This window comes from Paraburkholderia sp. NPDC080076 (assembly GCF_050281145.1).
Taxonomy (GTDB): domain Bacteria; phylum Pseudomonadota; class Gammaproteobacteria; order Burkholderiales; family Burkholderiaceae; genus Paraburkholderia.
Window position 1 is genome coordinate 169,452 of sequence record NZ_JBNNWQ010000008.1, and the last position, 24,870, is coordinate 194,321.

A 24,870-nucleotide genomic window follows, 5' to 3' on the forward strand; every position below is an offset into this window, starting at 1 on the left:
AAGTGCGGCTCCCGCAGACGCTCTTCGGGGCGGGAACGCAATCTCGGTATACTGGTCTATCCTGCGTTCGCTGCGTGCTTGCAACCCCGGCGGCGCTTACTTCTTTCAGGTTCTGTCGAGCGTATGAAACGTTATCTGTCTGCTTTTCTGGCTGCGGCCGTGGTATCCACCGCGGCATATGCGCAAAGCGCGCCCGACGCGGTTGTAAAAAGTGCTGTCGAGGGCACGGTGGCCGCGATGAAGGCTGACCCGCAGGCGCGCGGCGGCGACATGGCGAAGATCACCCAACTGGTCGAGTCACGCTTCCTGCCGGCCACGGACTTCCAGCGAACCACGCGGATCGCGGTCGGCAAGGCTTGGGCTACCGCGACACCCGACCAGCAAAAGCAGCTGTACGAGCAGTTTACGCTGCTGCTCACGCGCACTTATGCGGCCTCGCTGTCGCAACTGCGTGATCAGGACGTGAAGTTCAAGTTCTTGCCGGTCAACGTTCCGGCCGGCGCCAAAGACGTTGTCGTGCAGTCGCATGTGTTGAGCAACGGCGGCGATGATGCGATCGACTATCGCATGACCAAGGGTGCCGCCGGCTGGAAGGTCTACGACATCAACATGATGGGCGCCTGGCTGATCCAGGTGTATCAGACGCAATTTGCCGATCAGATTTCGAAAGGCGGCATCGACGGGTTGATCAAGTTTTTGACCGCTCACAATGCGCGCAGCGCGGGGTGACGGTTGATGGCCTGACGTCGTGCGTGAGGCCTGAGGTATAAAAAAGCGCGGTGGCTTGCTGGCCACCGCGCTTTTTTGTATTCACGACCAGGGGCGGTGCTAGACCGCCCCATCGACCGCTCAGTGTGCCGCCGTCGCCGTCTGCACTTTCTTGCCCTTACCGGACACCTTGATCTCTTCCAGCTTGATCTCGACGTGGCGGGAGAAGACATACTCGGCCGGACGCTGCTTATCCAAAGGAATGTCCTTGGTGAACGCGCCCGACGTCTTCGGACCGCGCAGGCTGACCTTCAGCGCCTTCAGCGGATGCGCCACCGTATCCATCACGGCGGTCGCTTCGAAGCCGCAGTGCACCATGCAGTCGGCACACTTCTCGTAGTTACCCGTGCCGTATTTTTCCCACTGCGTGGTTTCCATCAGTTCCTTGAAGGTCTTCACGTAACCTTCGCCGACCAGATAGCACGGCTTTTGCCAGCCGAACACGGTACGCGCCGGGTTGCCCCACGGCGTGCACTCGTATGTCTGATTGCCGGCCAGGAAGTCGAGGAACATGCCCGACTGGCTGAACGACCAGTTCTTGCCATTGTTGCCGCGCTTGAAAATCTCGCGGAACAGGTGCTTGGTCTTGTCGCGGTTCAGGAAGTGCTGCTGATCAGGCGCGCGCTCATACGCATAACCCGGCGAGACGGTGATGCCGTCCACGCCCATCGGGCCCAGCGTGTCGAAGAACGCGGCGACGCGTTCCGGCACGGCGTCGTTGAACAGCGTGCAGTTGATGTTCACGCGGAAACCGCGGCGCTTCGCTTCCTTGATGGCGGCGACAGCCTTGTCGTACACACCTTCCTGCGACACCGAGTGATCGTGCGCCTGCTGATCGCCGTCGAGGTGAACCGACCAGACGAAGTAAGGATTCGGCTCGTAGTCGTCCATCTTCTTTTCCATCAACAGCGCGTTCGTGCACAGGTACACGAACTTCTTGCGCGCGATGATGCCCTTCACGATCTGCGGCATTTCCTTATGCAGCAACGGCTCGCCGCCTGCGATCGACACCACCGGCGCGCCGCATTCGTCGACGGCGCCGAGGCATTCTTCCAGCGACAGACGCTGATTCAAGATGGGATCCGGATAGTCGATCTTGCCGCAGCCATTGCAGGCGAGATTGCAGCGGAACAGCGGCTCCAGCATCAGGGCGAGCGGGTAGCGTTTGTTCCCGGACAGATGCTGACGCATGATGTATGCGCCGACCCGGACTTTCTGTAGCAGCGGAATAGACAAGACGTCCTCCTTAAACTTCGCGTGCAGCGAGTGGTTGCATCAGCTTCGATGGCAACTTGAATTCGACTTTTTCTTCACGGCCCGCCATCGTCGTGACATCGACAGGCCCCAATGCGCTCAGCGCATCGATTACGTTCTTGACCATCTCTTCCGGCGCCGAAGCACCGGCCGTGATGCCGACCGTTTGCACGTTCGCAAACCATTCCGGCTTCACTTCCGAACCGTCGGCGACGAGATAACTCGCGACGCCGCTTTCGCTGCCGATTTCGCGCAGCCGGTTCGAGTTCGAACTATTGGTTGCGCCCACCACCAGCAGCACGTCGACCTGTTTGCTCAACTCGCGCACCGCTGCCTGGCGGTTCTGCGTGGCGTAGCAGATGTCGCGCGTATCCGGACCGACGATGTCGGTGAAGCGGCGCAGCAGGGCGTCGATAATGCCGCGCGTGTCGTCCACCGACAGCGTGGTCTGCGTGACATAAGCGAGCGGCGTGTCGAGCGGCAGGTCCAGATGCGCGACCTCGGCCTCGCTCTGCACCAGCAGCACCTTGCCGGGAATCTGGCCGATCGTGCCTTCCACTTCCGGATGCCCGGCGTGGCCGATGAGAATCAGCGTGCGGCCGGCGCTGACGTATTGGCGGCCCTGCACGTGCACCTTGGTGACCAGCGGGCAGGTCGCGTCGAGCACGTCGAGACCCCGCGCTTGCGCGTCACGCTCCACGGTTTGAGCGACACCATGAGCGCTGAAAATCGCCACGGCGCCTTGCGGCACTTCGTCGAGTTCCTCGACGAAGCGCGCGCCCTTCTGGCGCAAATTGTCGACCACGTGGCGATTGTGAACAATCTCGTGGCGGACATACACGGGTGCGCCGTGTTGCTGTAACGCGCGATCGACGATCTCGATTGCGCGAACAACACCCGCACAAAAGCCGCGGGGTTGAGCAAGGATGACTCGCATAAGTTGGCGAACTCCGACTGACGCGGGTTCCGAAGAAGTCGGTAAATATGACTTTATCGCCGCGACCATCTAATTAGTTGACGTCTTGAGCCCCGGCGACGTGCCGGTACAGCAAAACCAAACGCGCATTCTAACGCTATCAGGCCGGCTTTGCTTCGGCGGCGCCCGGCGGGTGTTGGGCAGACGCCGCAGCAGCGGATCGATGCCCGGCGCCCTGAGCGGCTGGTTGCGGCAATGCGGATGTGGCAATGCTTGCACGCTGCAACGGTTTGACGGAACCCTTAAACTACGTAGTCCTGCGGCGCGTGGGCGCCCGCCTTACAAAAGGGTTTCGAGGCTCGCTGGATGGACGTCGATCAATACGAAAACTTTCCGGTCGCGAGCGTGTTGCTGCCAAAGGCGCTGCGCGCGCCGATGGGCATTATCTACCAGGTTGTCCGCACGGCCGGCGACATTGCCGACGAAGGCGACTGGAGCGCAACCGAGCGGCACGCCCGTCTCGCCGACTTCCGTGCCGGCCTCGACGCGGTGGCGGAGCGGCGCGCGGCCCCGGTCCATCCGCTGCTGTTCGGCAAGCTCGCCGGCGTGGTCGCACAGTATAAACTGCCGCTCGCGCCGTTCTACGATCTGCTACACGCGTGCGGGCAGGACATCGACACCAGTCGTTACGCCGACCGCGCCGCGCTGCTCGACTACTGCCGCCACTCGGCCAACCCGCTCGGGCATCTGATGCTGCATCTGATCGGCGCGGCCACGCCGGAGAATCTCGCCGACGCCGACGCGATTTGCACGGCGTCGCAGTTGATCAGCTTCTGGCTGGACGTCTCCGCTGATTGGAAAAAGGACCGCGTGTACCTGCCGCGCGCCGATATGCGGCGCTTCAACGTGACCGAGGTGCACATCGCCAACGGTGTCGCCGACGAAGACTGGCGAGCGCTCATGGCGCACGAAGTGTCCTTCGTCCGTGAGACGCTGGTGCGCGGCGCGCCGCTCGCGTTGCGAATTCCAGGGCGGCTGGGCCTCGAGTTGTGTGGCGCCGTTCACGGCGGCCTGCGCTTTCTCGAACGGATCGAGAAGGCGGGCTACGACGTGTTTCACGAGCGGCCGGTGCTCAATACGTTTGACTGGTGCGTCGTCGCGGCCCGCACCGTGGTGATGTGGCTGTCGCGGCGCGTCGGCGTGCAAGCGCGTTCAATCGAGGGTAATGCTTAATGGCGGTGGTTCTGTTTCTTCTTTCGTGTCTCTCCTTGCTGATCTGGTGTGTGTTGCTGTTTGCGCGCGGCGGTTTCTGGCGCGCGCGCCCCGCTGCGCCGCTGACCATCGAGCCGCGCGTAACGTGGCCGGCGGTGGCGGCCGTGGTACCGGCCCGCAATGAAGTCGATGTGATCGCCGAGGCGGTCACCACGCTCCTTGAGCAGGACTACGAAGGCGAATTCCATGTGATCGTCGTCGACGACCACAGCACCGACGGCACCGCCGACGCCGCTCGCGCGGCCGCGTTGCAGCTGCAATGCCCGGACCGTCTGACCGTGCTGAGCGCGAAGCCACTGCCGCCGGGCTGGTCCGGAAAGGTGTGGGCGCAATCGCAAGGTATCGAGGCCGTGCGCACGCTCGGCTTGTCCGCGGACTTCCTTCTGTTGACCGACGCCGACATAGGCCATCCTGCCGACGCGGTCGCACAACTCGTCGCGCGTGCGGACGCGGAACAGCGCGATCTCGTCTCGCTGATGGTGCGTTTGCGCTGCGATTCGTTTTGGGAAAAGGCGCTGATTCCGGCCTTCGTCTTCTTCTTTGCCAAGCTGTACCCGTTCTCGTGGGTCAACAACCCGCGCAATCGTACGGCGGCGGCTGCGGGCGGCTGCATGCTCGTGCGCCGTAGCGCGCTGGAAGAAGCGGGCGGCATCGAGTCGATCCGCGCCGAGTTGATCGACGACTGCAGTCTCGCCGCGCGCATCAAGCATCGCGGCACGGGGCGTCATCCGATCCGGCTGGATGTGGCGGCGCGCAGCGTGTCACTGCGTCCGTACGATAGTTGGCGTGAGATCTGGAACATGATCGCGCGCACCGCCTTCACGCAGTTGCATTACTCGCCGCTGCTGCTGGCGGGTACGCTGGCCGGCATGGCGATCATTTACCTGATGCCGCCGGTGGCCGCGCTGGTGCTCGGTCCGACGGGCTGGCCGGCGTGGCTCGCGTGGGCGGCCATGTGCTGCGCTTATGCGCCGATGCTGAGCTATTACCGCCGCTCACCACTGTGGGCACCGTTTCTGCCGCTGGTCGCGTTGTTCTATGTCGGCGCGACGTTTGCGTCGGCGGTGCGCTACTGGCGCGGCAAAGGCGGACAGTGGAAGGCGCGGGTTCAGGCGCCGGTGCAAGAACGCTGAAGCATCGGTCAGCAATCGCAGCGGAATAGAAAAGCGGCGCTCTCGGGCGCCGCTTTTTTTGCATCAGCCTTTGGTGAGCATCATGTAGAGCTGGATCACCATGTCGGGCGAGAACGTGAACGGTACCCAGCCGTGGCCGGTGTGGCGCATGACCAGCAAACGATCGCCGTTCGACTGCTTCTGCACCGCCATGACCGGATTTTTCGTGGACACGAAGCGCCAGCCCGGCGGAATGCCCGGCGGCGGTTCCGGCGTCATCGACGCGCGGGCGTTCGACAACTCTTCGATCAATTGGCCGATCTGCTCCGCGCGCAGCGCGACCGTCTGGCCGCCGATCGTCATGGTGATCTCGTTCTGCGCGGGGCGATTGATTTCGAGCGTGGGCTGAAGTTTCGGAGCCGCCGCCTCGTTTTCGACGACGACCGCCTCGGTCTCAGCCGCTTCCGCATTGGATTCGGGCGCGGCCTGCTGCGCCGGCGCTTGCGGCGCAGCGTGCTCTACGGGTGTCTCGGGGATGTTTTCGGCCTGCGGGGCCACGACAGCCTGAATGAGCTGATCGACGCCCAATTCGAGTGCGCCGAGCTGTTCGTGAAGATTCATGCGAGGTTTCTCTGGTAAGACCCACGATTTTAACTGCTGCGCGTAGGCTTTTACCTGTCGCTAACACAGTGACGTTGTAACAAAATGCTTGCGGCTGCACCGGCTCGCCGGTGCGAGCCGCTTATTCACGCAGACATCACGGCTTCAGATAGCCCGCTTGCCGGAACCAGTCGAGCGCGTCGCTCAAGCCCTCGCGGTAGGACCGGGCGCGATAGCCAAGCTCACGTTCCGCTTTCGCCGACGTGAAATACATCTTGTTCTTCGACATTTTCAAGCCGTCGACGGTGACGAACGGTTCGCGTTTCGTGATCTTGGCGACCGCCTCGGCACCGATGGCGAGCGGGTAGAGCGGCCAGCGCGGCAAGCTCAGCGTCGGCGCCTTGCGGCCGGTCAGCGCCGCGATATCCGCGAGCATCTGTTGAAGCGGCAGATTTTCGCCGCCGAGAATATAGCGCTCGCCGATCTTGCCGCGTTCGAGCGCGAGGAAATGGCCGGCCGCGACGTCGTCCACATGCACGAGATTCAGGCCCGTGTCGACGAACGCCGGAATCTTGCCGAGCGCCGCTTCCACGATGATGCGTCCCGTCGGCGTCGGCTTGACGTCGCGCGGTCCGATCGGCGTGGACGGATTGACGATCACCGCCGGCAGGCCGTCTTCGGCGATCATCCGCTCCACCGCGCGTTCGGCTAGCACCTTGCTGCGCTTGTACACGCCGATCGCCTGATCGGCTTTGAGCGGCGAGGTTTCATCGGCCGACTGGCCGGAACTGGTCACTTTCAGCGTGGCCACACTGCTCGTGTAGACGATGCGCTCGACGCCTTCCTTCAGCGCCGCGCGCATGGTCGCCTCGGTGCCTTCGAGGTTCGAGCGCTCGATCTCACTCGGGTCCGGCGCCCACAGGCGATAGTCGGCGGCCACGTGCAGCAGATAGCGCACGCCGCGCAGCGCGTTGCGCATCGACGCTTCGTCGCGCATATCGCCGATCACAATCTCCGCGTCCAGCGACTCGACGTTCTGACGCGGACTGGTGGCGCGCACCAGCACACGCACCTTGAAACCCTTCTGTTGCGCGATGCGCGCCACGGACGAGCCGACGAAGCCGGAAGCGCCGGTGACGAGCACGAGATCGCGATTCTGTTCGGTCATTCCGTTTCCATTCCCTGCATGACAGTCGACGGATTGTACGTGGCGCGCGCGCCGTGTGTCGTGCGGGTCGTTTCAACGAGACGTGGTTGAACGCGCGCTTTGCCGAGCAAGCTCGCCGCGACACGACTAGAATGCCGGCTTGAAAGTTTGCGAAGAGAGGACGGCATGGCCCCGGATCTGGACCAGCGGATCGAAACGTATTACGTGCGCGTGCGCGGCACCGTGCAAGGCGTCGGCTTTCGCCACGCGACCGTGCGGCAGGCTCACGCGCTCGGCATCAAGGGATGGGTGGCGAATCTCGACGACGGTTCCGTCGAAGCCATGTTGCAGGGCTCGGCCAACCAGGTCGACCGGATGCTCTCGTGGCTGCGTCACGGGCCGCCGGCGGCGCGCGTGACCGAGGTGACCGGCGAAGAGCGCGCCACCGAAAAGCGCTACGAACGTTTCGAACAGCACTGAGCGGCCGCACGTAGAGCACGCAAGACACGCAAAAACAAAAGGCGGCGCGCCATCATGCACGATGGCGCGCCGCCTTGTTTGCGTGACCGTGCTTCAGTCAGCGGCCCAGTCAGCGGCCGGCCGCGCTCAACGCGCCACCAGCAGGCTCTCCGCAAAGCCCCATTCGTCTTCGATCCATTGATGGCTGCACACGAAGCCGGCGTCGTCCGCGATAGCGGGCATTTCTTCCGCGCGATATTTGTGGCTGCTCTCGGTCCAGATCGTTTCACCCGCCTTGAGCGACACCGTCAATTGCGCCGCGCCCACACGCGCGGTGATATCGCGCTTCGCCCGCAGATGCATTTCGATGCTGCGCGCGTCCGGGTTGAAGCGCGCGACGTGCTCGAACGCCTCGAGCGGAAAGTCGCCGTCGAGTTCGCGATTGATGCGCGCCAGCAGGTTCAGATTGAACGACGCAGTGACGCCGATCGAGTCGTCGTAAGCGGCCACCAGGACGGGCGTCGGCTTGATCAGGTCCGTGCCGAGCAGCAAAGCGTCGCCGGGAGCGAGCATGTTGCGGATATCGCGCAGGAAACGTGTCGCCGCGAGTCTGCCGAAATTACCGATCGTACTGCCAAGGAACAGTACGAGTAACCGCTCGTCCGCCGCGCGTTGCTTGCTCACTTCAGCGAGGCCGGCCAGGTAATCGCGTTCGTAGCCGACAATCGAAATGCGCTCGATGTCGCCGAGTTCGCGCCTGCACAACTGCAATGCGCTGCGCGAAATTTCAATTGGGCAGTAAGAAGTGGGGCGCTTTTTACACAGCGCTTCCAGAATGCGCCGCGTTTTACGGCCGCTGCCGCTGCCGAGTTCCGCGACCGTCACGTCGTGCGGCAGATGCGCGACGATATCCGCGGCGTGCCTGGTCAGCAGACGTTCCTCGGCGCGCGTCACGCCGTATTCCGGCAACACGGTAATCACTTCGAACAGCGCGGAGCCCACTTCGTCATACAGATACTTCGATGGCAGCTCTTTCTGCGGCGTATGGGTGAGGCCTGCGCGAACGTCGGCGGCAAAGGCGGAGCGTAGGTCGGGCGATGCGTCGTGCGATAGGGCTGGCTGGGTCATGCTGGCTCCAGTAGTCACATTCGATGAGCGGGATTGCTGCCGGGCGGCGGCACGCGTGATGAAACGCAGTTGAGGCGTGCCGCGGAGAAGAAGGGCGGGCTCGGTCCGTAGGACTGCCATCGCCGGCCCGGCTCATGGATGCTGCACATGCCGTCCCCAAGGGGACTTCCTGCAGGGCGTTGCGAACGGTGACGCAAACAGCGTCGCAAGACTAAGTAGCAAGATTCGCGCTTGAGCCGCTTGGCGCGAGATGATGTGCGGCGTTGCCGGTGAAAAGCCCGGCGTTGTTGGCCGCACGTGAAGTTATGTTCTAGTCCATCGACGCGCGATGCGCACGGAATAATTTCAGCCCGCCGACGCCACCATGCGGAGTCGCGAACGGATAACCCGTCTAGAATGCCGCCTTTGCGTCGCTGATCGAAGACAAAAAAACGCAGTGCCGGATACGCACTGCCCGCTTGTGAGACCTCATTTCTAATGACAACAACGAACGCCGCGCGATTGAATGCTGCGCTACAAACATATCTGCCTGCACACGCGCCTGTCTTGCACGTCGACGCGCTTGCCCAACGGGGCGCTCGATGAACCAGTATGACCCAAAGCGCGGCATCGCGTTGTCGGTCTGCGCATCGACGATGTTTGCTTTACTGTCCGCTTACGCCACACTGCTCGCGCCGCTGAGCGGCCTCGATATTTTCGCGTGGCGCATCGTCTGGACTGTGCCGGGCGCGCTACTGCTGGTGGCGTTGCGAAAGCGCCTGCCGATTCTCCGGCAACTTCTTTACCGCATGGTGACCGAGCCGAGACTCGGCGTCGCGATGATCGTAAGCGCGGCCTTGCTCGGCGCGCAACTGTGGGTCTTTCTATGGGCGCCGCTGCACGGCCGGATGCTCGACGTCTCGCTCGGCTATTTCCTGCTGCCGCTGGTGATGGTGCTCGTCGGGCGCTTCTACTACCACGAGCGCCTCGATGGATTGCAGTGGTGGGCCGTTGCGTTCGCGGCGGCGGGCGTCGCACATGAGCTGTGGATCACGGGCGCGTTTTCGTGGCCGACCTTGCTCGTCGCGCTCGGCTATCCGCCGTATTTCGTGTTGCGCCGCAAAATCAATCACGATTCGCTCGCCATGTTCACCGTGGAGATGGTGCTGCTGTTGCCGCCGGCAATCGTGTTCGTGATCAGCGGTGGCTCGCTGCCGATGATCTCCGGCCGTCTCGACATGTGGTGTCTGTTGTTGCCTGGCCTCGGCGCGCTGAGCACCATTGCGCTGGCGTCGTATCTCAAGGCGAGCCGGTTGTTGCCGGTCGCGTTGTTCGGCATTCTCGGCTACGTCGAGCCGGTGCTGCTGGTGCTGATCTCGATCACGTTGCTCGGTGAAACGTTGAGCGCGGGACAGTTGGCCACCTACGTTCCCATCTGGATCGCGGTCGCGTTGACGGCATTGCATAGCGTGCGCCTCGTTCGCTTCGCGCCGAACTGAGTTGGGTTGATTCGGATCGAGCGTCCCGGCGATGAAGCGGGCGGCGCGCTTCAGCGATGTGCCGCCGTACGGTCAACATTGATACGCGTCGGACCGACTTGCGCTTCGATCGCTTCGCGTAGCGCGGGCCGCCAGCCGAAGCCGAACAACGCTTCGGCCAGCACGAACAGCGGTCCGATCAGCAGACCGATCACATCATCGACAAAGGCCGGCTTGCGATGTTCGTAGGCAACGTGTCCGATGAACTGAAACACCCAGCCGACCAGAAAGAGCACGACGCCGATCACGAGCCACGCGAACGTGGATTGCGTGGCTGTCCACTGGCCGAACGCGACGCAGAGGGCGGACACGAACGCCATCATCACGCCGAGCGGCACGTCGAGCACGAGGTAATACAGCGTTGCCGCGACGAATAACAGCCACGCCGGCGACAAGTTCAGCGGCCATGCGCCGACAGCGAAAGCAGGCCGGCTCAATAGCACCGCCAAGGCCAGCACGATCATTGGAATGCCGACGAAGTGCGTGGCGATATTGCGCCGGTCACGATGGTAGGCCGCGTATTGCGTAAGCTGTTGCGTCAGCGTTCTCATGGATGCCGCTCCTCCTTCAAAGTCAGCATAATCGCGGGCAGCGGAATTTGAAACCATCGGGTAGCCGACAATCGGGCATGAGTGCCGTTCTATGACTGCGAGTTTTTCATCGAATGAGCTTGCCGCGTTGCTTGGGCGCAGCGCGTGGTTTCGCTCGGCGCCGCCCGCGATGCAGGCGCAGTTGATCGAAGCGGGGCGTGTCGAACGTCTCGCTGCCGGTCAGCGACTTTTCACGCGCGGCGATTCCGATGATGGCCTCTATTGTGTGCTCGATGGCCTGATGAGAATCGGCGCGGCCAGTTCGGCGGGCAAGGAGGCCTTGCTTGCCGTCATCGAGCCGGTGAACTGGTTCGGTGAGATTGCGCTGTTCGACAACCGGCCGCGAACCCATGACGCGTATGCCGAACGCGATTCCGAGCTGTTTCATGTGCCGCGCGCCGCACTCGCCGTGCTGCTCGAACGCACGCCCGCTTATTGGCATCTTTTTGGTTTGCTGTTGACGCAAAAGCTGCGTCTTGCGTTCGACGCGATCGAAGAAACCGCGTTGTTGCCCGCCGCGCAACGCGTGGCGCGCCGGTTGTTATTGATGGCAGGCGGCTACGGCGAGCCCGGCGCATTGCGGCGCGTGCTCAAAGTCCCACAAGAAGACCTCGCATTGATGCTGGCGCTCTCCCGGCAAACGATCAACCAGGTGTTGAAGCAGTTCGAAACACAAGGCGCGCTGAAACTCGGCTATGCGGAAATCGAAATCACCGATGTGCAAAAACTTGGCGCGCTGGCGGAGTTGAATCCCGCTGCGGATTGATTGCTGTGCTTTTGCTTTTTTTCTTTCGCCTTGCTCACGAGAAGAAGGCAAACGGCAGCGTGGCGGCCAGATAGACCGCGATACCCATCGAGGGCAAGCCCACCGCAATAGCGATGGCCGCGATGGCGCTGCTCGCGACGGTCAGCACAAGCGTGCGCTGACGAGCTGTCTTCCGCCCGGCGAGCGATGCGCGTTGCGGCGTGTCGCTGGTGTCATCTAGCGAAACGGCGGCGTGCTGGCGGATGTTCAGACTGGACATGATGACTTTCCGATGATCGATCATTGGAGTCTGACATTTCCGCCATATCGAACGGCTCAATAACGCGCCGCCCGGCGCAAAAGAGATGTATACGGCCGCCGCAATCCACTACGCGGCGCTGAAATCTTTATAAGCATTTTACGGCGCGCCCCTGTTTCTTTTGCGATTCGCTACATCCAGCCCGGTAAGGTCGAGACACCCCGGTCAGGAAGCGAAAATATGCGTGGAAATGGTGTTCTGGATGGTGTGCCAGTACAACGAAAAGCCGGCCGCTATCCGGTATCCGGCTTGACGATCATGCTTGCGGCGATCTTCGTCTCATGCGCCACTGCTGCGCATGCCGCTGACGCTCAGCCGGTTGCACAGGCCCCCATCGTTGCGAGAGAGGCGACTTCAGAATCCAGCTTGCCAGCTCTCAGCGATATCACCGCCATGTTGCGCGCGCAATTTCGCGTGGCGCCAATGGAATCGCTGAAGATCGCGCGCGCCGTGCTGATCGAATCCGATCGCCACGCGATCTCGCCCGTCTTGCTGCTTGCGGTAATGGCGGTTGAATCGAGCTTCGATCGCCATGCGGTTAGCGTCGCGGGTGCGCGAGGGCTCATGCAGATCTTGCCCGCCGCACATCCGCAATTGATCGCGGGCGCAACCGATCTGTCGGATCCGGCAATCAATGTGCGGATCGGCTCGACCATTCTGCGCCGCTACCTCGACGAGAGCGACGGCGATATCGATGCCGCGTTGTTTCGCTACAGCGGCGGCGGGCGTGGCTATGCGCGCCGCGTCGTGCTGAATATGCAGCGTTTCGACGCAAGCTTGCGCCGCGAATGAAGTACTCATTCGCGGCGCAGTGAGGAGAGATCGAATGGGAGTGCGCTAGTTCATCACGCCGGCAAACTCGGCACGCAAATCTTGCAGCCTGTCGCGCGCGGTGCTCAGACGATCGACGAGTTGCGCCGAAGCGCGCGAGATCGGCATGCGTGTTTCGTCGCTGAGCGCATGATCGAAGGCCAGCATCGCTTTGATTGCGGACGGATTCGGCGCGGCGAACAGGAGCCGCAAGACGGGCAGCAAGCTGGCGAACAGATTGCGCGCGTCCACCTCGCGTTCAGCCCCGAGCAGGTCCTGGTACGCAACCAGCAAATCCGCACAGACGTGCGCGCTGGCCAGAATGCCGCCTGTTCCGCCGTGATGCAGACAATCGTCCAAGGCTTCGTCCGTGCCGCACAGGACGTTGATCGGCAGGGCGCTCAACTTGTCGAAATGCTCCTTCACGCACTCCTTGATCGCGACGATGTTGCCGCACTCGATGAGTCGCGCGACGGTATCCGGCGCGATTGTCACGCCGGTTCGGTGCGGCACGTCGTACAGGACGATGGGGCGCTCGGTGGCGAGCGCGGCCTGCTCGAAGTGCCATTGCACGCCGGCCTGATCCGGACACACGTATGACGGCGCGGAGACCAAATAGCCCGCGCATTCCCAGCGCTCATAGCGCTGAATATCGTGCAGGACGTCGCGTGTGTTCGACCCGCCGACGCCGATCAGCATCGGTAGACGGGAGCCGGTCACTTCGGTCAGCGCCTGCAATACGGTGAGGCGCTCGGCTTCCTGTAACAAGGCGGCTTCGCCCGTCGTGCTCAACGCGACAATGCCGCTGATCTCCGTGCGCAAGTAGTATTCCGCGAGGCGCTGCAATGAGTCGATATCGACTTCGCCGTTACGCAGCGGCGTAACGATGGGCAACCAGATACCTGAGAACATGATTAGCGCGCCTTTGCGGCCGCGCTGCGGCGCTTCAATGGCCCGATCGTCGCGGCGGGAAGTGTCGAGATCAGCGTGTGCAGCGTGAAGTCGAGGTCGTCGGGGGCAATGTCGAGCTGCACGCGGATTTCCTGGCGGACCGCTTCTGTGGAGACGACGTAGACACCGAGAGGAGAATGAAGCAGGACGCGAAGCTGGGTGCCGGGAAGTTCGTACGATCGGTGCGGCAGGGTTACCTGCAAGCGGACGCGCGTCGCGGGAAAGGGAATGACGTTGTTGCGTTGAACGTGCGGCTCGTTGAGCGGCTGAGTGGCAAAACTGTCGATTGATTGTGTGAGAGCCATGTGATGCGGCGTTCGTCGACGCCATGGTTGATCAAGACAGCTTCAGATTAGACGTCTGCGGGTAAACGCGGTGCAAAAATTGGGGTGTTCGTTGGAAAAATCATACGGCTCCCTTAACGTGCAAGAACTCGACGCGATCCGAAATGCGCATGAAAAAAGGCGAGTCATATGACTCGCCCTCCCTGAACGGCACATTCGGCTTCGATTACCTACACATGCCTGGCCGGTGCGTGCCGGAACCGATCACGTGTTATTGCGTTTTCGTCGTGTCGGTCTTTGCGCCGTCGGCTTTCACCGGGGCATTGCTGGCCTCTTTCGCGCTCTCCGTTTTAGTCTTGGCGGCGCTCGTTTCTGCCGCGGCCTTCTTGGTGGTCTTGTGAGCTTTTGCCGTGTGATGGGCGGAAGTCTTCTTCACTTGCGCTTTGGTCGCGGCTTTGGCCGGCGCTTTCGTTGCCGCGGTGCCTTCGTCCGTGGCGCCCGTTTGCACGGCGGTGCTCGCCTTCAGGTTCGCCTGGCCAGCGGGCTGCGTCTGCGCGGGCTGGGCGGCTTGTGTCGTGGACGGTGCGGCCGTTTGAGCGAAAGCGGTCGACACGAGCAGAGCGGAAGCGAGAGCGGCGAAAAGCATCTTCATGGTTTAACTCCTGGTTTAACCGGTTGATTCCTGGTTGATTCCTGGTTGATTCTTGTATCGCGGCTGAAATGTTTCAGCGCTGCCGGTTTAACGTTGGCGGGGAGACAGGAGTTGACGACGGTGTGGTGACAAAACGTAACCGCTGAAACATATTGGGGATCCCGAAGCAGTTTCAGCTACGCGGCTCACGGCGATGAACGGTGCCGGATACGACGATGCGCTAGCAGGGGCATTCCGAAACGTGAGACCGCGTGCGAAAGGCGAAGGCGGCGAAAAGTCTTCGCGCCTTCGCATGACTGCGCTACGTTAGCGAGTCATTGAAACGGGTTCTGGACGACCCCCGGTTTCGCATCCGGTTCATCCTTCACTTTCGCGGGCAAATTGCTCTGCGCCTGCAAGCTGGCCACGATCGCATCCACTGCTTCCTTGAGTGCCAGCGCCGCCTTCAATCCGCGCTGATCCTGTGTCAGTTCCAGCGTGCCATTCAGCACGATGCGCGTCGTGCCGTTACTCACGGTCAATGCATCGCCCTGAATGTTCAGCACATCGTCGTCGTTCGAATAGGGTTTAAACACCTTTCAGTCCTCCCGGTCGCTGATCTTTGAGGTTCTCCGGAATGCCCGGAAAACGGATGCCCGATGCTGCTTCGAGTTCGTGAATCGTCTTGATGTCGTAACGGTTGGTCGAGACGTTGTCCACCACCACGGCGAACGCCAGCTTCCGCGACGGCACGTAGACCACCTTGAACAACTGCGTCGGCACGAACACGCGCGTTGGTCCAATGGTCTGCAACTGCTGGCCGTTGAAGATCGGGCCGGTGACGACATAGGTATCGTCGTACGACACGGCGATCTTGCGCACCGAGGTTTCAATGCGCGCCCACAGACGCTGGTTGTTCTCGCGGTTTTGCGGCACGACGTTGGCCAGTGAGAACGATTGTGCCATCGCCTCCTGATTCCAGCGATTACCCGCCGGGCTCATATGACCGCGATCGAACCCGCTGCGCTTGTAGTCAGCGAGCGTGGCGCCTTCGCCGTCCGGCAGGCGCGCGTCTTCGAAGAACTTGTTGGTGCGCACCATGTCTTTGGCGGTTTCGATATGGTCGCGCGTCAGATGCTCGGCGGACCACAGCGGACCGTGCGTGATGCCCGAATGCAAAACCGCGAAATCGCTATAGCAAAGCATGCGCGTTTTCGGGGCCATCTTCTGATTGCTCAGAACCGGCCATTGCGCATTCGGTGTGAATTGGGTGCAGGAAGGCGCTGCGCTAGCGTGAGCAGCAACGGCGAACAACAGACAGGCAAACCACTTCTTCATGTGTCAGTCAGTCGAGGGATGGGGCCGCAAGTATAGCGTTGCGACCACATCGCGCCGCACCAAAAAAAAACGGGCCGCCTTGCAGCGACCCTAATGCGTGGATTTCCAACTCTACGCACGCAAACTTAAGGCGAGCTTAAATGCGCAGGAGACGAAAGTGGCAATCGAAAAAAGTGCGCACGAACGCGCATACGAATTTACCCATGCGCGAGCGAAGCGCGGCTCGCGCACGGAAAATTCGACCGATCAAAAAGAGTGTGGAAACTTAATTGCCGAATACGCTGTGTTCAGCGCGGACCTGTTGGCGGTCCACTGCTTGCAGACGCCAGAAGCCGCTGGTCGTCGCGCGCGTCGGCAGGGCGGTCCATGCCGCGGCGCCTTGCGCGGCGCTCACGCGCTGCTTGCGGTCCACGTGCAATCCGCGCAGCGTGCACAACGGCGCATCCGTGCTGGGCGCACAGAGGGTCGTCACACCGTTATCGTCGTGTAACTCGCCCCAGGGGGGCAGATCGATCCCTTGATGCGCTTCTCTCGACCACCGGTGTTCGTCGGTATCGAGCCATAGCACAGCGTAGTCATGGCTGACGGTGGGATCGGAACCGTTGATGAGGATGGTCAGTCGCATGGCGGGTTCCGTACAAAGTGCGAAGTTGGCTTTACCAGTCTACGCCGCAAAGCGTGTTATGCAAGGCAAAACGTATGACGATCAGGCACGAAAAAACGGACGCCCGATGCGTACGGCTGTACGATAGCCGCGTCCGGTTGACGTTCGCGGAGGCATGCCATGCTGAGTCGATTTCTGCAATGCACGGTGATCGCGGGATGCCTGAGCACGGTGGCCGCCGTCAGCGCCGCGGCGGACAGCGCACCGTTCGCCGCGCCGGTGCCGATCGTCTATGTGGCCGACTTCGATCTGGACGTGGCGAACGTGACGCCGGACAGCGGACCGGGCCAACGCGCGCGCCGCCTGCGCGGTTTGCTGCCGAGCGGACCGGGACCGATGGGGCAGGACAAAAATCCCCAGGACCACGCTAAACACATCGTGGACGAAATGGCGGACGCGCTGACGGACGATCTGAAGAAGGCTGGCGTCGATGCGCGCCGTAGTGCGCCGGGTCAGCCGTTGCCGGCTGTCGGTTGGCAAGTGCGCGGCGTGTTTCTGAGCGTCGATGATGGCAATCGCCTCCGGCGTGCCATGGTGGGTTTCGGCGCGGGCCAGAACGACATCCAGGTGGCGGTGTCGTGCGATAGTCTCGGAGCGCCTGATTTGCCGCCGCTCTATCAGGCCGTCGACGAAGCCGACAGCAAGGGGATGCCGGGCGCGGTCATCAAACTGAATCCGTACGTGATCGCCGCCAAGTTCGTGATGGCGAGCGGCGACGAGAAGAAGACGATCAAGAAGACGGCGCAGCAGATTTCAGATGCGGTGATCGCCAAGCTGCATGGCGTCGCGCAGTAGTTTGCGCTGAAACACCGGCGGCGCGGCCGCAGGCGTTTCAACTCTCACGAACTCTCGAACCTTCAAGCCAGATCCAACGGCGCTGTCAAATCGCCCAGCGGCGCGAGCCCGTTGCTCGCGAATGCGCGATCGCGCGCCACCACACCGTCGAGCGGCGCGAGGCCGTGCACACGGCTGATCAGTCGGAGAATCGAATTGGTGTCGTACACCGTGTGATCGACGTAACCCTTCTTCGCCAGCGGCGATATCACCAGCGCGGGAATCCGCGAGCCCGGACCCCAGCGATCGCCCTTCGGCGGCGACACGTGGTCCCACCAGCCGCCGTTCTCGTCGACGGTGACGATCACGACCGTGTTCGCCCACTGCGGCCCGCGTTGAATATGCTCGATCACCGTCGCGATGTGACGGTCGCCCGACTCGACGTCCGCGTAACCCGCGTGCATGTTCAGATCGCCTTGCGGCTTGTAGAACGCGACTGCCGGTAAGCGTCCTGCATCGATATCCGCGATCAGATGGTTGGTCGACGCGTCGTTGCCGAGGCCGCCATCGCGGAGATACTTGCGCCGTGCCGCCGTGCCCGGCGCGTAGTTGGTGAAGTAGTTGAACGGCTGGTGGTGATACTGGAAGTCGGGCACCGCGCCCGTATCCTGATGCTCCAACGCGTACTGCCAGGCGCCGCTGTACCACGCCCAGTCGACACCCTTGTCCGTCAGACGGTCACCGATCGTCGCGTAATTCTGTGGCGGAAGCACGCGCGGATTCGACAGGTCCGCGAAGGCCGGATTGCCGCCTTCGGCCGGCCGCACGTTGCTCGGCTGATACGGCGGCGCCATGGTGTTGACGGCGTAGCCGTCGGCGGTGAACGCGCCGTCGTTGACGAATTTCGGCGGGCCGTCGAGTGCGGAGGCGGGCGACTCTTCCGACTGCTTCAGCCGCGTGCCGGTCGGATCGTCGCCGTCGACCACCGACACCATCTTTTTCGCCGGGCTGTTCTGGATGTCGGGATAGAACGGCGCCTGCGCCGAGATCAGAAAGATGTGGTTCAGCCACGAGCCGCCGAAGGCCGCCATGAAGAAGTTGTCGCACAGCGTGTACTGCTGCGCGAGATTCCACAGACGCAGCGTGTCGGCGGAATTGCGGTAGTGCCCCATCACCAGGCCGCCGGAATCTCCCCATGCGGCGAACTGGTTGTTGCGGCCGGCATTGATCTGCATCTGGTTCTGATAGAAGCGGTGCACCAGATCGCGTGTGATCACGCCGGTCGGCAGCGGCGCGCCCTGCGCGTCGGCGATATGGAACGGGCGGTTATGCAGGTTGACGATATCCTTCTGGCCGATCATGTAGCGCTTGCCGTCCACTTCCTGGGCTTGCGGCACGAGGCCGCCCCAGATGGCAGGCAAGCGCGGCAGCGGCGTCTTGCCGTCGCGGTCGAGTTGCAGATAGCGCTCGGCGCTCACGGCATCGAGCGGATGCTGGACGCCGGGGAAATTGCCGTACAGGTTCGCGAAGCTGCGGTTCTCCGCGTAGATCACTACGATGTGCTTGACCTGATCGTGAAGCGCGGCGTCGAGCCGCAAGTCGGCAGCGCTGCGCGGCGCGCCAGTGCTCGACATGTTTTGATCGGTTTTGCAGCCCGTCAGCGCCAGTCCGATACCGACCGCTGCCAGGCCGGTCAGGACTCGGCGGCGGTCGGGGTCGTCGGGGGCGTTATCGGCGTTGTCGGCGTTCGGCGGCAGAGTGGAGTCGTGATCGGTCATCGGTAGGTTCCGAAGTGGCTGTGACGGGCACTAGAGCGCCGCTCGGGGCGGCGTGCGCGCGGCACCGGTTGCGGATTCGAAGCGGCGAAAGAGGCAGACTAAGGCAGCCGGCGCTTCACGCGCCAACTGTTATGCGTGGCGTCGACGGCAAGCAGGAGCCAATGCCGCGTATCGACTGGGTGACGCTTTTGCGTGGCATAGCGATCGACCATCAATTCGAGTTCGTCGAGCGCTCGGCGGTGGCACGTGGCGTTGGCGCCGGAACCATCCGCGAATTCGACGACGGCGGCTGCCCCCCGGGCCGGCTCGGGCAAGTGCGCGATGCGCACCGCGCAGCCCGGATAAAGGTGCGAGTCGGCAACCTGAATCTGAATGGAATCGGACATGAGCATGGCCTCCGGACGCCTTGGGCGGAGCGAATGCGCGGCAGCGAGACCTCGCGCAATGGACCGCTTCAAAGCATAGCACCGCACGAAATGGTGGCGGTGCAGCAAATGGCATGGTTAACCACGACCCGGCGCACGACCCGGCATAGCGCGCGCGTGTCGCGTTGGTTGACGATCGCACGGCTTGCGGCCACGGCGTCGTGCAAGAAATAGCGAAGGCGGTGAGGGCGGCGCGCGCCACGCGCTATCATGCTGATCTGACCTTGATGAACAGCAGAAACGGCAGCCAAGATGGCAAAAGAAGAGCAGACAGGAGCGGGACGCAAGCACGCAAAGCCACGCGGTGCGGCCGCCTCGATTTCGCAGGACGACGCGTTGCCGCCGCGCCAGGTGAACGACGCCGAGTCCCCGGATTCCACCGACGAAGAGAGCGCCGGCGGATCGACTTATCTCGTGCCGGGCCTCGAGCGCGGCCTGCGCATTCTGGCTGAATTCAGCGCGCGTGAGCCGGTGCTCGGCGCGCCCGAATTGTCGAAGCGCATCGGCATTCCGCGCACCACCACGTTCCGTTTGTTGCAGACGCTCGAAGCGCTCGGCTTTCTCGAGCGCGTCAACGGCGACCGCTATTTCCGCCTGAGCGTCGCGGTGTTGAGGCTTGGTTTCGAATATCTGAGTTCGCTCGAATTGACCGATGTCGGCACGCCGATTCTCGAACGCCTGCGCGACGCCACGGGTCTGAGCACGCATCTGCTGATCCGCGATCAGCGCGACGTGGTGTTCGTTGCCAAGGCGCAAACCCATGCGCCGATGTTCAGTTCGGTGAAGGTGCATGTCGGCACGCGTTTGCCGGCGCATGCGACGGTGCACGGTCAGGTATTGATGGGCGATCTGAGCTTCGAGGAATTGCGTCAGTTGTATCCGGAGCCGCAACTGGAACGTTTCACCGAGCGCACGCCGGCCACCGTCGAAGAACTGTACGAAAGAGTGCGCGAGAGCGCGGCGCTCGGTTATGCGGTGAGCGAAGCGTCATTCGAGCGAGGTATTTCGGTGGTGAGCGCGCCGGTGCGCGAGCAGAGCGGCAAGATCGCAGCGGCGTTGACCGTGACGATTCCGCGTTCGGATATCGGCGAAGCCGAAGAGCGCGAGCCGCTCATCATCGCGGTTTGCCAGGCGGCGCTCGAACTGTCCGAGCGACTCAGCTACCGGCCGCGCCCGGATGATCCGACCGCGGTTCAGGCTCGCCGCAAGTCGGTGGCGGCCGGTTGATTCCGCCTCTGCTTCCGCATTCACTTCAGCGCTAGTCCGGCTGCGATTGCGGCCGGACTGCATGCTCCGCATCGCGGTTTCAGCAGAACCTCAGAACGAGTGATGGATGCCGGTCAGAATGATCGTCTGGTTCCGTCCACTCGACACACCCGCCGTAAAGAACGCCGCATCCGTATTCGAGCCGGCGCGCTCGTACAGCGCATTCACATACAACTGCGTCGATTTCGACAGCGAATAGATATCGCCGATCTCGAACTGCGTCCAGCGATGCCCCGCCAATGTCGTCGTGGCAGCGCCGCCGGCCACGCTGTTGAATGGCGTGAACTGATAATTCGCGCCGACGTCGTAGCTCTGATACGTGTCCGAGTGTCCGCCCGACTCCAGCTTCACGCGCGTGTACAGACCGTGCACCAGCAGCTTGCCGAACTGGTATGACGCGCCCGCGCCCATGTTTTCGACCTTGTCCGCGGTGTAGTTGGCCGCAGGCACGCCCTGGAAGTTGGTGATGCCCGTCGTGACGATCGACGGTGTGCGATTGTGCTCGTTCGCATACGTCGCGCCGGCCTTGAATGGACCGTTCGCATAGCTAAGCGCGAAGCTCAAGGTCTTGCCGGTCGAGAAGTTGGTCGTGTTGCCGAGACCCATCATCGCGCCAACCTGGAAGCCGCTGAAACTCGCCGAGCGGAATTTCACCGAATTGTCGAACGGCACTACGCCGGTGTCGGCGAGCTCATCGATATTGCCCGGGTGGAACGCGTACCAGCTGGCCGCCAGATAGGCCGTGCTCAGCGGACCCAACACGTCGAAGCTGAACGGCGTCTGATGACCGAGCGTCACCGTGCCGATCGTGTCCGAACTCAGGCCGACAAACGCCTGGCGATTGAACAGCACGCCGGGTTTAGCGAACGCGCCGGTGTTCGTATAGAAGCCGTTTTCCAACTGGAAGACTGCTTTCAGGCCGCCGCCCAGATCTTCCACCCCCTTCAGGCCCCAGCGGTCAGGCTGCATGTTGCCCTGTTCTTCCATCCACTTCGAATGGCCGCCTACATTGCTGATATACGCGACACCGGCATCCAGGCTGCCGTATAGCGTCACACTGCTCTGCGCCCATGCGCCTGTCGTTGCGCAGATTGCCGTCAAGCCGGCCGCAATGATGTGCTTCACCGTTGGTTCTCCTGATCACACGACGGATAGCTCTCGCCGGATTCGTCGTCCCTGATCCTTGCTTTGGGTTGAATGCAGCTCTGGGGTTTATGCGCCAAAACTGCCACGCTTTATGTTCCACCTATGGGCGTTTGTATCGCCTATGGAAAATTATAGTGAGTCTGAGAGTAGTCAAAATAAATTTTCGGACCCCGTACAAACCCGTATAAGGGTGGCCGGATTCATCGGAAAATTTGGCTCAAATCCAAGCCCTGCAATGCTCGGCGAGTGTCGTAGCCATTCGCGCCACCTCGCGCGATGCTGTGTTGAGAGCGCCACACTCGGTGTTTTCCCCTACCAGTCCAGATTTTTATTTTCTCTGGTCGAAGCCGCTCCTATAATTATCCATACACGAACTGATGTTCCTTGTATGGAACATAAGGCTTCAGGAGAAGGCGAGAAATGACTGAACAATGGCGCTGCGCCGGCCATGCCGGCGACCTGTCCGATGACGCGCCGCTCGAGTTCAAGCTCGACGGCACGGAGATCGGCATCTACAAGGTGGGCGATGCGCTGTACGCGCTGGAAAACGTCTGCCCCCATGCGTACGCGTTGCTGACGCAGGGCTTTGTCGACGGCGACACCGTCGAGTGCCCGTTGCACGAGGCCGTGTTCCATATCCCGACCGGCAAATGCTTGAAAGAGCCCGGTGGCCGCGACCTGAAGATGTACTCGGTGCGCCTCGCCGGCGAAGAAATCCAGATCAAGGTGGAATGACATGCGAGAGCAAATCGTGAACTTCAATCCCTTCCTGAAGCCGTGGCTCGCGCCGCAGCCGAACAACGTCGCCGGCAAGGGGGTGATCGAAAAGCCGGGCGAGACCGAGAACTTCATCTGGCAAACGCGCAAGGCCGAGCCGACCCAGTACGAAAACGACTTTGGCGATGCGCTCGAGAAAGTGTTCGAAGCGGGCGCGGTGGAGTTGCAGGAAGTGGTCGACGGTTTGAACCGCGTCGGCTTCCGCACCCCGGAAGGCAGCACGTGGCACGCCGACCGCCTCGCCGCCGAATTCCGCCTGCTCGCCGAATAAGCGCGCTTTCCCGAACACGTTCATCGCATCCGTATCCGGAGTCTCTTCATGACGTCCCCCAATACAACTCAAGGCACGGCTGACCCGATCCAGTCGTATCTGGACAAAGGCCTGCGTAACTACTGGTATCCCGTTGCGCCGAGCTGGCAAGTCGGCGACGCGCCAGTCGGCATCACGCGCCTCGGCGACCAGATCGTGCTGTGGCGCGACAAGGAAGGCAAAGTCCACGCGCTCGAAGACCGCTGCCCGCACCGCGGCGCGCGTCTGTCGCTCGGCTGGAACCTCGGTGGCAGTGTCGCGTGCTGGTATCACGGCATTGAAATCGATGGCAGCGGCGAAGTCACCAAAGTGCCGGCCGTGTCGAACTGCCCGCTGGAAGGCCAGAAGTGCGTCAAGTCGTATCCGGTCGAAGAGCATGCCGGCGCGATCTTTCTGTGGTTCGGCGATGAAGCGCATAAGGAACCGACGCCGCTGGTGTTGCCGGAAGAGCTGGTTGGCGAGGAATACGCGAGCTTCCTGTGCATGTCGAACTGGAAGTGCAATTACCAGTACGCGATCGACAACGTGATGGACCCGATGCACGGCGCGTATCTGCACGCGACCTCGCACTCGATGGCCGAAGGCGACAAGCAGGCCGACATGCGCGTGCGCAAGACCGAAACCGGACTGATGTTCGAAAAGGTCGGCCAGCGCGACGTGAACTTCGACTGGGTGGAACTCGGCGAAACCGGCACGCTGTGGATGCGCCTCGCGATTCCCTACAAGAAGAAGTTCGGACCGGGCGGCAACTTCGGAATCATCGGCTTTGCGACGCCGGTCGACGGCGACAACTGTCAGGTGTACTTCTGGCGCACCCGCAAGGTGTCGGGCTGGCAACGCGACGCATGGCGTTTCCTGTACCGCAATCGCCTGGAAGGTCTGCATTGGGCCGTGCTGGAGCAAGACCGCTACGTGCTGGAAAGCATGGCGCCGAACGCGCGCAATCACGAGTTCCTGTATCAGCACGACGTCGGCATGACGCGTGTGCGCCGCATGTTGCGTCAGCGTGCACAGCAGGACTTCGCCGCGCTGGAAGCACATCGCGCTGAAGCCGCGAAGTCAGGCGCCGCGCAAACGGCGGATGCAGGCCACAGCCATGCATAACGACGCGTCCGCAGCGCTCAACGGCCGGCGCGTCCTCGTGACGGGCGGCGCGCGTGGTCTCGGCGCGGCCTTCGTCTGCTCGCTGGTGCAGGCCGGCGCGCGCGTGGTGTTCGGCGACGTGCTGCACGAAGAAGGCAAGGCGCTCGCCGCATCGCTCGTCGAACAAGGTCATGCGGTCACTTACGTACCGCTCGATCTCGCCGATCCCGCGAGCATCAAGCAATTCGCGGAGCAAGGCGCGGCGCAGCTCGGCGGTCTCGACGCCCTGATCAACAACGCGGCGATCACCAACTCTGGCGGCAAGTTTGCCGACGAGTTGTCTGTCGATACGTGGGACGCCGTGATGAACGTCAACGTGCGCGGCACCTGGCTGATGAGCACCGCCGCGCTGCCATATCTGCGCGACTCGGGCCGCGGCAGCATCGTCAACATCGCCTCGGACACGGCGATGTGGGGCGCGCCGAAGCTGCTCGCTTATGTCGCCAGCAAGGGCGCGGTGATTTCGATGACCCGCTCGCTGGCGCGTGAATTCGGCGCGCATCAGGTGACGGTCAACGCGATCGCGCCGGGGCTGACCGAAGTCGAGGCGACCGCGTACGTGCCCGCCGAGCGTCACGAGTATTACTTGCAAGGCCGCGCGCTCACGCGCGCACAAGTGCCCGACGACGTCACCGGGCCGGTGCTGTTCCTGTTATCCGATGCCGCTCGTTTCGTGACCGGCCAATTGCTGCCGGTCAACGGCGGCTTCGTGATGAATTGATCTTGTCGAATCGAAAGGAGAAAGA

29 protein-coding genes are annotated in these 24,870 nt (G+C 62.3%); 13 read left to right on the forward strand and 16 right to left on the reverse strand.

Annotated elements, in window-relative coordinates; translation table 11 throughout:
- Positions 1–123 precede the first annotated feature (123 nt).
- The gene (locus tag ACQKRQ_RS28520) at positions 124–729 is read left to right on the forward strand and encodes an MlaC/ttg2D family ABC transporter substrate-binding protein (protein WP_132383355.1); all 606 of its coding nucleotides are present in this window, start codon (positions 124–126) and stop codon (positions 727–729) included.
- Positions 730–849: 120 nt separating this feature from the next.
- Here the strand turns inward: ACQKRQ_RS28520 and hpnH are convergent, their stop codons facing one another.
- Both hpnH and ispH read right to left on the reverse strand, forming a co-directional pair.
- On the reverse strand, positions 850–2,004 hold the full coding sequence (hpnH, locus tag ACQKRQ_RS28525) for an adenosyl-hopene transferase HpnH (protein ID WP_132383353.1): 1,155 nt from the start codon (positions 2,002–2,004) through the stop codon (positions 850–852).
- 10 nt (positions 2,005–2,014) lie between these two features.
- Positions 2,015–2,959 (reverse strand): 4-hydroxy-3-methylbut-2-enyl diphosphate reductase, encoded by a 945-nt coding sequence (gene ispH / locus ACQKRQ_RS28530; protein WP_132383351.1) that lies wholly within the window; start codon positions 2,957–2,959, stop codon positions 2,015–2,017.
- A 345-nt stretch (positions 2,960–3,304) separates the two neighbouring features.
- Here ispH and hpnC point away from each other — a divergent pair, with 345 nt between their 5' ends.
- Both hpnC and ACQKRQ_RS28540 read left to right on the forward strand, forming a co-directional pair.
- A complete protein-coding gene (gene hpnC, locus ACQKRQ_RS28535; RefSeq protein WP_427481012.1) occupies positions 3,305–4,171 on the forward strand; it encodes a squalene synthase HpnC in 867 nt (288 codons plus the stop codon).
- Positions 4,171–5,343, forward strand: coding sequence for a glycosyltransferase (locus ACQKRQ_RS28540; RefSeq protein ID WP_427481013.1), 1,173 nt, complete (start codon positions 4,171–4,173; stop codon positions 5,341–5,343). Before hpnC ends, ACQKRQ_RS28540 begins: the two co-directional genes overlap by 1 nt.
- A 63-nt stretch (positions 5,344–5,406) precedes the next feature.
- Here ACQKRQ_RS28540 and ACQKRQ_RS28545 read toward each other — a convergent pair whose 3' ends face one another.
- Positions 5,407–5,943, reverse strand: coding sequence for a hypothetical protein (locus ACQKRQ_RS28545; protein WP_427481014.1), 537 nt, complete (start codon positions 5,941–5,943; stop codon positions 5,407–5,409).
- Between the two features lie 136 nt (positions 5,944–6,079).
- Complete coding sequence (gene hpnA, locus ACQKRQ_RS28550) at positions 6,080–7,090, reverse strand: hopanoid-associated sugar epimerase (RefSeq protein WP_427481015.1); 1,011 nt, start codon at positions 7,088–7,090, stop codon at positions 6,080–6,082.
- A 165-nt stretch (positions 7,091–7,255) separates the two neighbouring features.
- On the opposite strand from hpnA, the gene ACQKRQ_RS28555 reads away from it, so the two are divergent.
- Complete coding sequence (locus ACQKRQ_RS28555) at positions 7,256–7,549, forward strand: acylphosphatase (RefSeq protein ID WP_063500556.1); 294 nt, start codon at positions 7,256–7,258, stop codon at positions 7,547–7,549.
- Between the two features lie 126 nt (positions 7,550–7,675).
- On the opposite strand, the gene egtD is transcribed toward ACQKRQ_RS28555, so the two are convergent.
- Positions 7,676–8,656, reverse strand: coding sequence for an L-histidine N(alpha)-methyltransferase (gene egtD / locus ACQKRQ_RS28560; protein WP_132383341.1), 981 nt, complete (start codon positions 8,654–8,656; stop codon positions 7,676–7,678).
- A gap of 581 nt (positions 8,657–9,237) precedes the next feature.
- Here egtD and rarD point away from each other — a divergent pair.
- Positions 9,238–10,134 (forward strand): EamA family transporter RarD, encoded by an 897-nt coding sequence (gene rarD, locus ACQKRQ_RS28565; RefSeq protein ID WP_427481016.1) that lies wholly within the window; start codon positions 9,238–9,240, stop codon positions 10,132–10,134.
- A 50-nt stretch (positions 10,135–10,184) separates the two neighbouring features.
- Here the strand turns inward: rarD and ACQKRQ_RS28570 are convergent, their stop codons facing one another.
- Positions 10,185–10,724: a DUF962 domain-containing protein gene (locus ACQKRQ_RS28570; RefSeq protein WP_427481017.1), complete on the reverse strand. Its 540-nt coding sequence runs from the start codon at positions 10,722–10,724 to the stop codon at positions 10,185–10,187.
- A gap of 91 nt (positions 10,725–10,815) precedes the next feature.
- Here ACQKRQ_RS28570 and ACQKRQ_RS28575 point away from each other — a divergent pair, with 91 nt between their 5' ends.
- On the forward strand, positions 10,816–11,529 hold the full coding sequence (locus ACQKRQ_RS28575; RefSeq protein ID WP_132383335.1) for a Crp/Fnr family transcriptional regulator: 714 nt from the start codon (positions 10,816–10,818) through the stop codon (positions 11,527–11,529).
- Between the two features lie 34 nt (positions 11,530–11,563).
- Here ACQKRQ_RS28575 and ACQKRQ_RS28580 read toward each other — a convergent pair whose 3' ends face one another.
- Positions 11,564–11,788 (reverse strand): hypothetical protein, encoded by a 225-nt coding sequence (locus tag ACQKRQ_RS28580; protein ID WP_132383333.1) that lies wholly within the window; start codon positions 11,786–11,788, stop codon positions 11,564–11,566.
- A 405-nt stretch (positions 11,789–12,193) separates the two neighbouring features.
- Between ACQKRQ_RS28580 and ACQKRQ_RS28585 the strand changes: the two genes are divergently transcribed.
- Positions 12,194–12,619 (forward strand): lytic transglycosylase domain-containing protein, encoded by a 426-nt coding sequence (locus tag ACQKRQ_RS28585; protein WP_427481018.1) that lies wholly within the window; start codon positions 12,194–12,196, stop codon positions 12,617–12,619.
- 45 nt (positions 12,620–12,664) lie between these two features.
- On the opposite strand, the gene ACQKRQ_RS28590 is transcribed toward ACQKRQ_RS28585, so the two are convergent.
- From ACQKRQ_RS28590 to ACQKRQ_RS28615, 6 genes are all read right to left on the reverse strand, one after another.
- A complete protein-coding gene (locus tag ACQKRQ_RS28590; protein WP_132383320.1) occupies positions 12,665–13,549 on the reverse strand; it encodes a 4-hydroxy-tetrahydrodipicolinate synthase family protein in 885 nt (294 codons plus the stop codon).
- Positions 13,550–13,551: 2 nt separating this feature from the next.
- Positions 13,552–13,893, reverse strand: coding sequence for a hypothetical protein (locus ACQKRQ_RS28595; RefSeq protein WP_132383318.1), 342 nt, complete (start codon positions 13,891–13,893; stop codon positions 13,552–13,554).
- A 250-nt stretch (positions 13,894–14,143) separates the two neighbouring features.
- Positions 14,144–14,524 (reverse strand): hypothetical protein, encoded by a 381-nt coding sequence (locus ACQKRQ_RS28600; RefSeq protein WP_427481019.1) that lies wholly within the window; start codon positions 14,522–14,524, stop codon positions 14,144–14,146.
- Between the two features lie 314 nt (positions 14,525–14,838).
- Positions 14,839–15,099 carry a hypothetical protein gene (locus ACQKRQ_RS28605; protein WP_408246399.1) on the reverse strand — a complete coding sequence of 87 codons (261 nt, stop codon included), beginning with the start codon at positions 15,097–15,099 and terminating at the stop codon, positions 14,839–14,841.
- Positions 15,092–15,841 (reverse strand): DNA/RNA non-specific endonuclease, encoded by a 750-nt coding sequence (locus tag ACQKRQ_RS28610; protein WP_427481020.1) that lies wholly within the window; start codon positions 15,839–15,841, stop codon positions 15,092–15,094. Before ACQKRQ_RS28610 ends, ACQKRQ_RS28605 begins: the two co-directional genes overlap by 8 nt.
- A 265-nt stretch (positions 15,842–16,106) precedes the next feature.
- Positions 16,107–16,466: a DUF3564 domain-containing protein gene (locus ACQKRQ_RS28615; protein WP_342960212.1), complete on the reverse strand. Its 360-nt coding sequence runs from the start codon at positions 16,464–16,466 to the stop codon at positions 16,107–16,109.
- Between the two features lie 159 nt (positions 16,467–16,625).
- Between ACQKRQ_RS28615 and ACQKRQ_RS28620 the strand changes: the two genes are divergently transcribed.
- Positions 16,626–17,300 (forward strand): DUF4410 domain-containing protein, encoded by a 675-nt coding sequence (locus ACQKRQ_RS28620; RefSeq protein ID WP_427481021.1) that lies wholly within the window; start codon positions 16,626–16,628, stop codon positions 17,298–17,300.
- 62 nt (positions 17,301–17,362) lie between these two features.
- Here ACQKRQ_RS28620 and ACQKRQ_RS28625 read toward each other — a convergent pair whose 3' ends face one another.
- On the reverse strand, positions 17,363–19,057 hold the full coding sequence (locus ACQKRQ_RS28625) for an acid phosphatase (protein WP_427481022.1): 1,695 nt from the start codon (positions 19,055–19,057) through the stop codon (positions 17,363–17,365).
- A gap of 98 nt (positions 19,058–19,155) precedes the next feature.
- Positions 19,156–19,443, reverse strand: a complete 288-nt coding sequence (locus tag ACQKRQ_RS28630; protein WP_132379269.1) for a hypothetical protein — start codon at positions 19,441–19,443, stop codon at positions 19,156–19,158.
- A 291-nt stretch (positions 19,444–19,734) separates the two neighbouring features.
- On the opposite strand from ACQKRQ_RS28630, the gene ACQKRQ_RS28635 reads away from it, so the two are divergent.
- The gene (locus tag ACQKRQ_RS28635; protein ID WP_427481023.1) at positions 19,735–20,709 is read left to right on the forward strand and encodes an IclR family transcriptional regulator; all 975 of its coding nucleotides are present in this window, start codon (positions 19,735–19,737) and stop codon (positions 20,707–20,709) included.
- 90 nt (positions 20,710–20,799) lie between these two features.
- Here ACQKRQ_RS28635 and ACQKRQ_RS28640 read toward each other — a convergent pair whose 3' ends face one another.
- Positions 20,800–21,873: a porin gene (locus ACQKRQ_RS28640; RefSeq protein ID WP_132379265.1), complete on the reverse strand. Its 1,074-nt coding sequence runs from the start codon at positions 21,871–21,873 to the stop codon at positions 20,800–20,802.
- 441 nt (positions 21,874–22,314) lie between these two features.
- Between ACQKRQ_RS28640 and ACQKRQ_RS28645 the strand changes: the two genes are divergently transcribed.
- The 4 genes from ACQKRQ_RS28645 to ACQKRQ_RS28660 are packed head-to-tail and all read left to right on the forward strand — an operon-like array spanning position 22,315 to position 24,845.
- The gene (locus ACQKRQ_RS28645; RefSeq protein ID WP_074289216.1) at positions 22,315–22,629 is read left to right on the forward strand and encodes a non-heme iron oxygenase ferredoxin subunit; all 315 of its coding nucleotides are present in this window, start codon (positions 22,315–22,317) and stop codon (positions 22,627–22,629) included.
- A gap of 1 nt (position 22,630) precedes the next feature.
- A complete protein-coding gene (locus tag ACQKRQ_RS28650; protein ID WP_132379263.1) occupies positions 22,631–22,942 on the forward strand; it encodes a recombinase-like helix-turn-helix domain-containing protein in 312 nt (103 codons plus the stop codon).
- A gap of 48 nt (positions 22,943–22,990) precedes the next feature.
- Complete coding sequence (locus tag ACQKRQ_RS28655) at positions 22,991–24,085, forward strand: Rieske 2Fe-2S domain-containing protein (protein ID WP_427481024.1); 1,095 nt, start codon at positions 22,991–22,993, stop codon at positions 24,083–24,085.
- Positions 24,078–24,845 (forward strand): SDR family oxidoreductase, encoded by a 768-nt coding sequence (locus tag ACQKRQ_RS28660; protein ID WP_427481025.1) that lies wholly within the window; start codon positions 24,078–24,080, stop codon positions 24,843–24,845. The genes ACQKRQ_RS28655 and ACQKRQ_RS28660 overlap by 8 nt, the downstream gene beginning before the upstream one ends.
- Positions 24,846–24,870 lie beyond the last annotated feature (25 nt).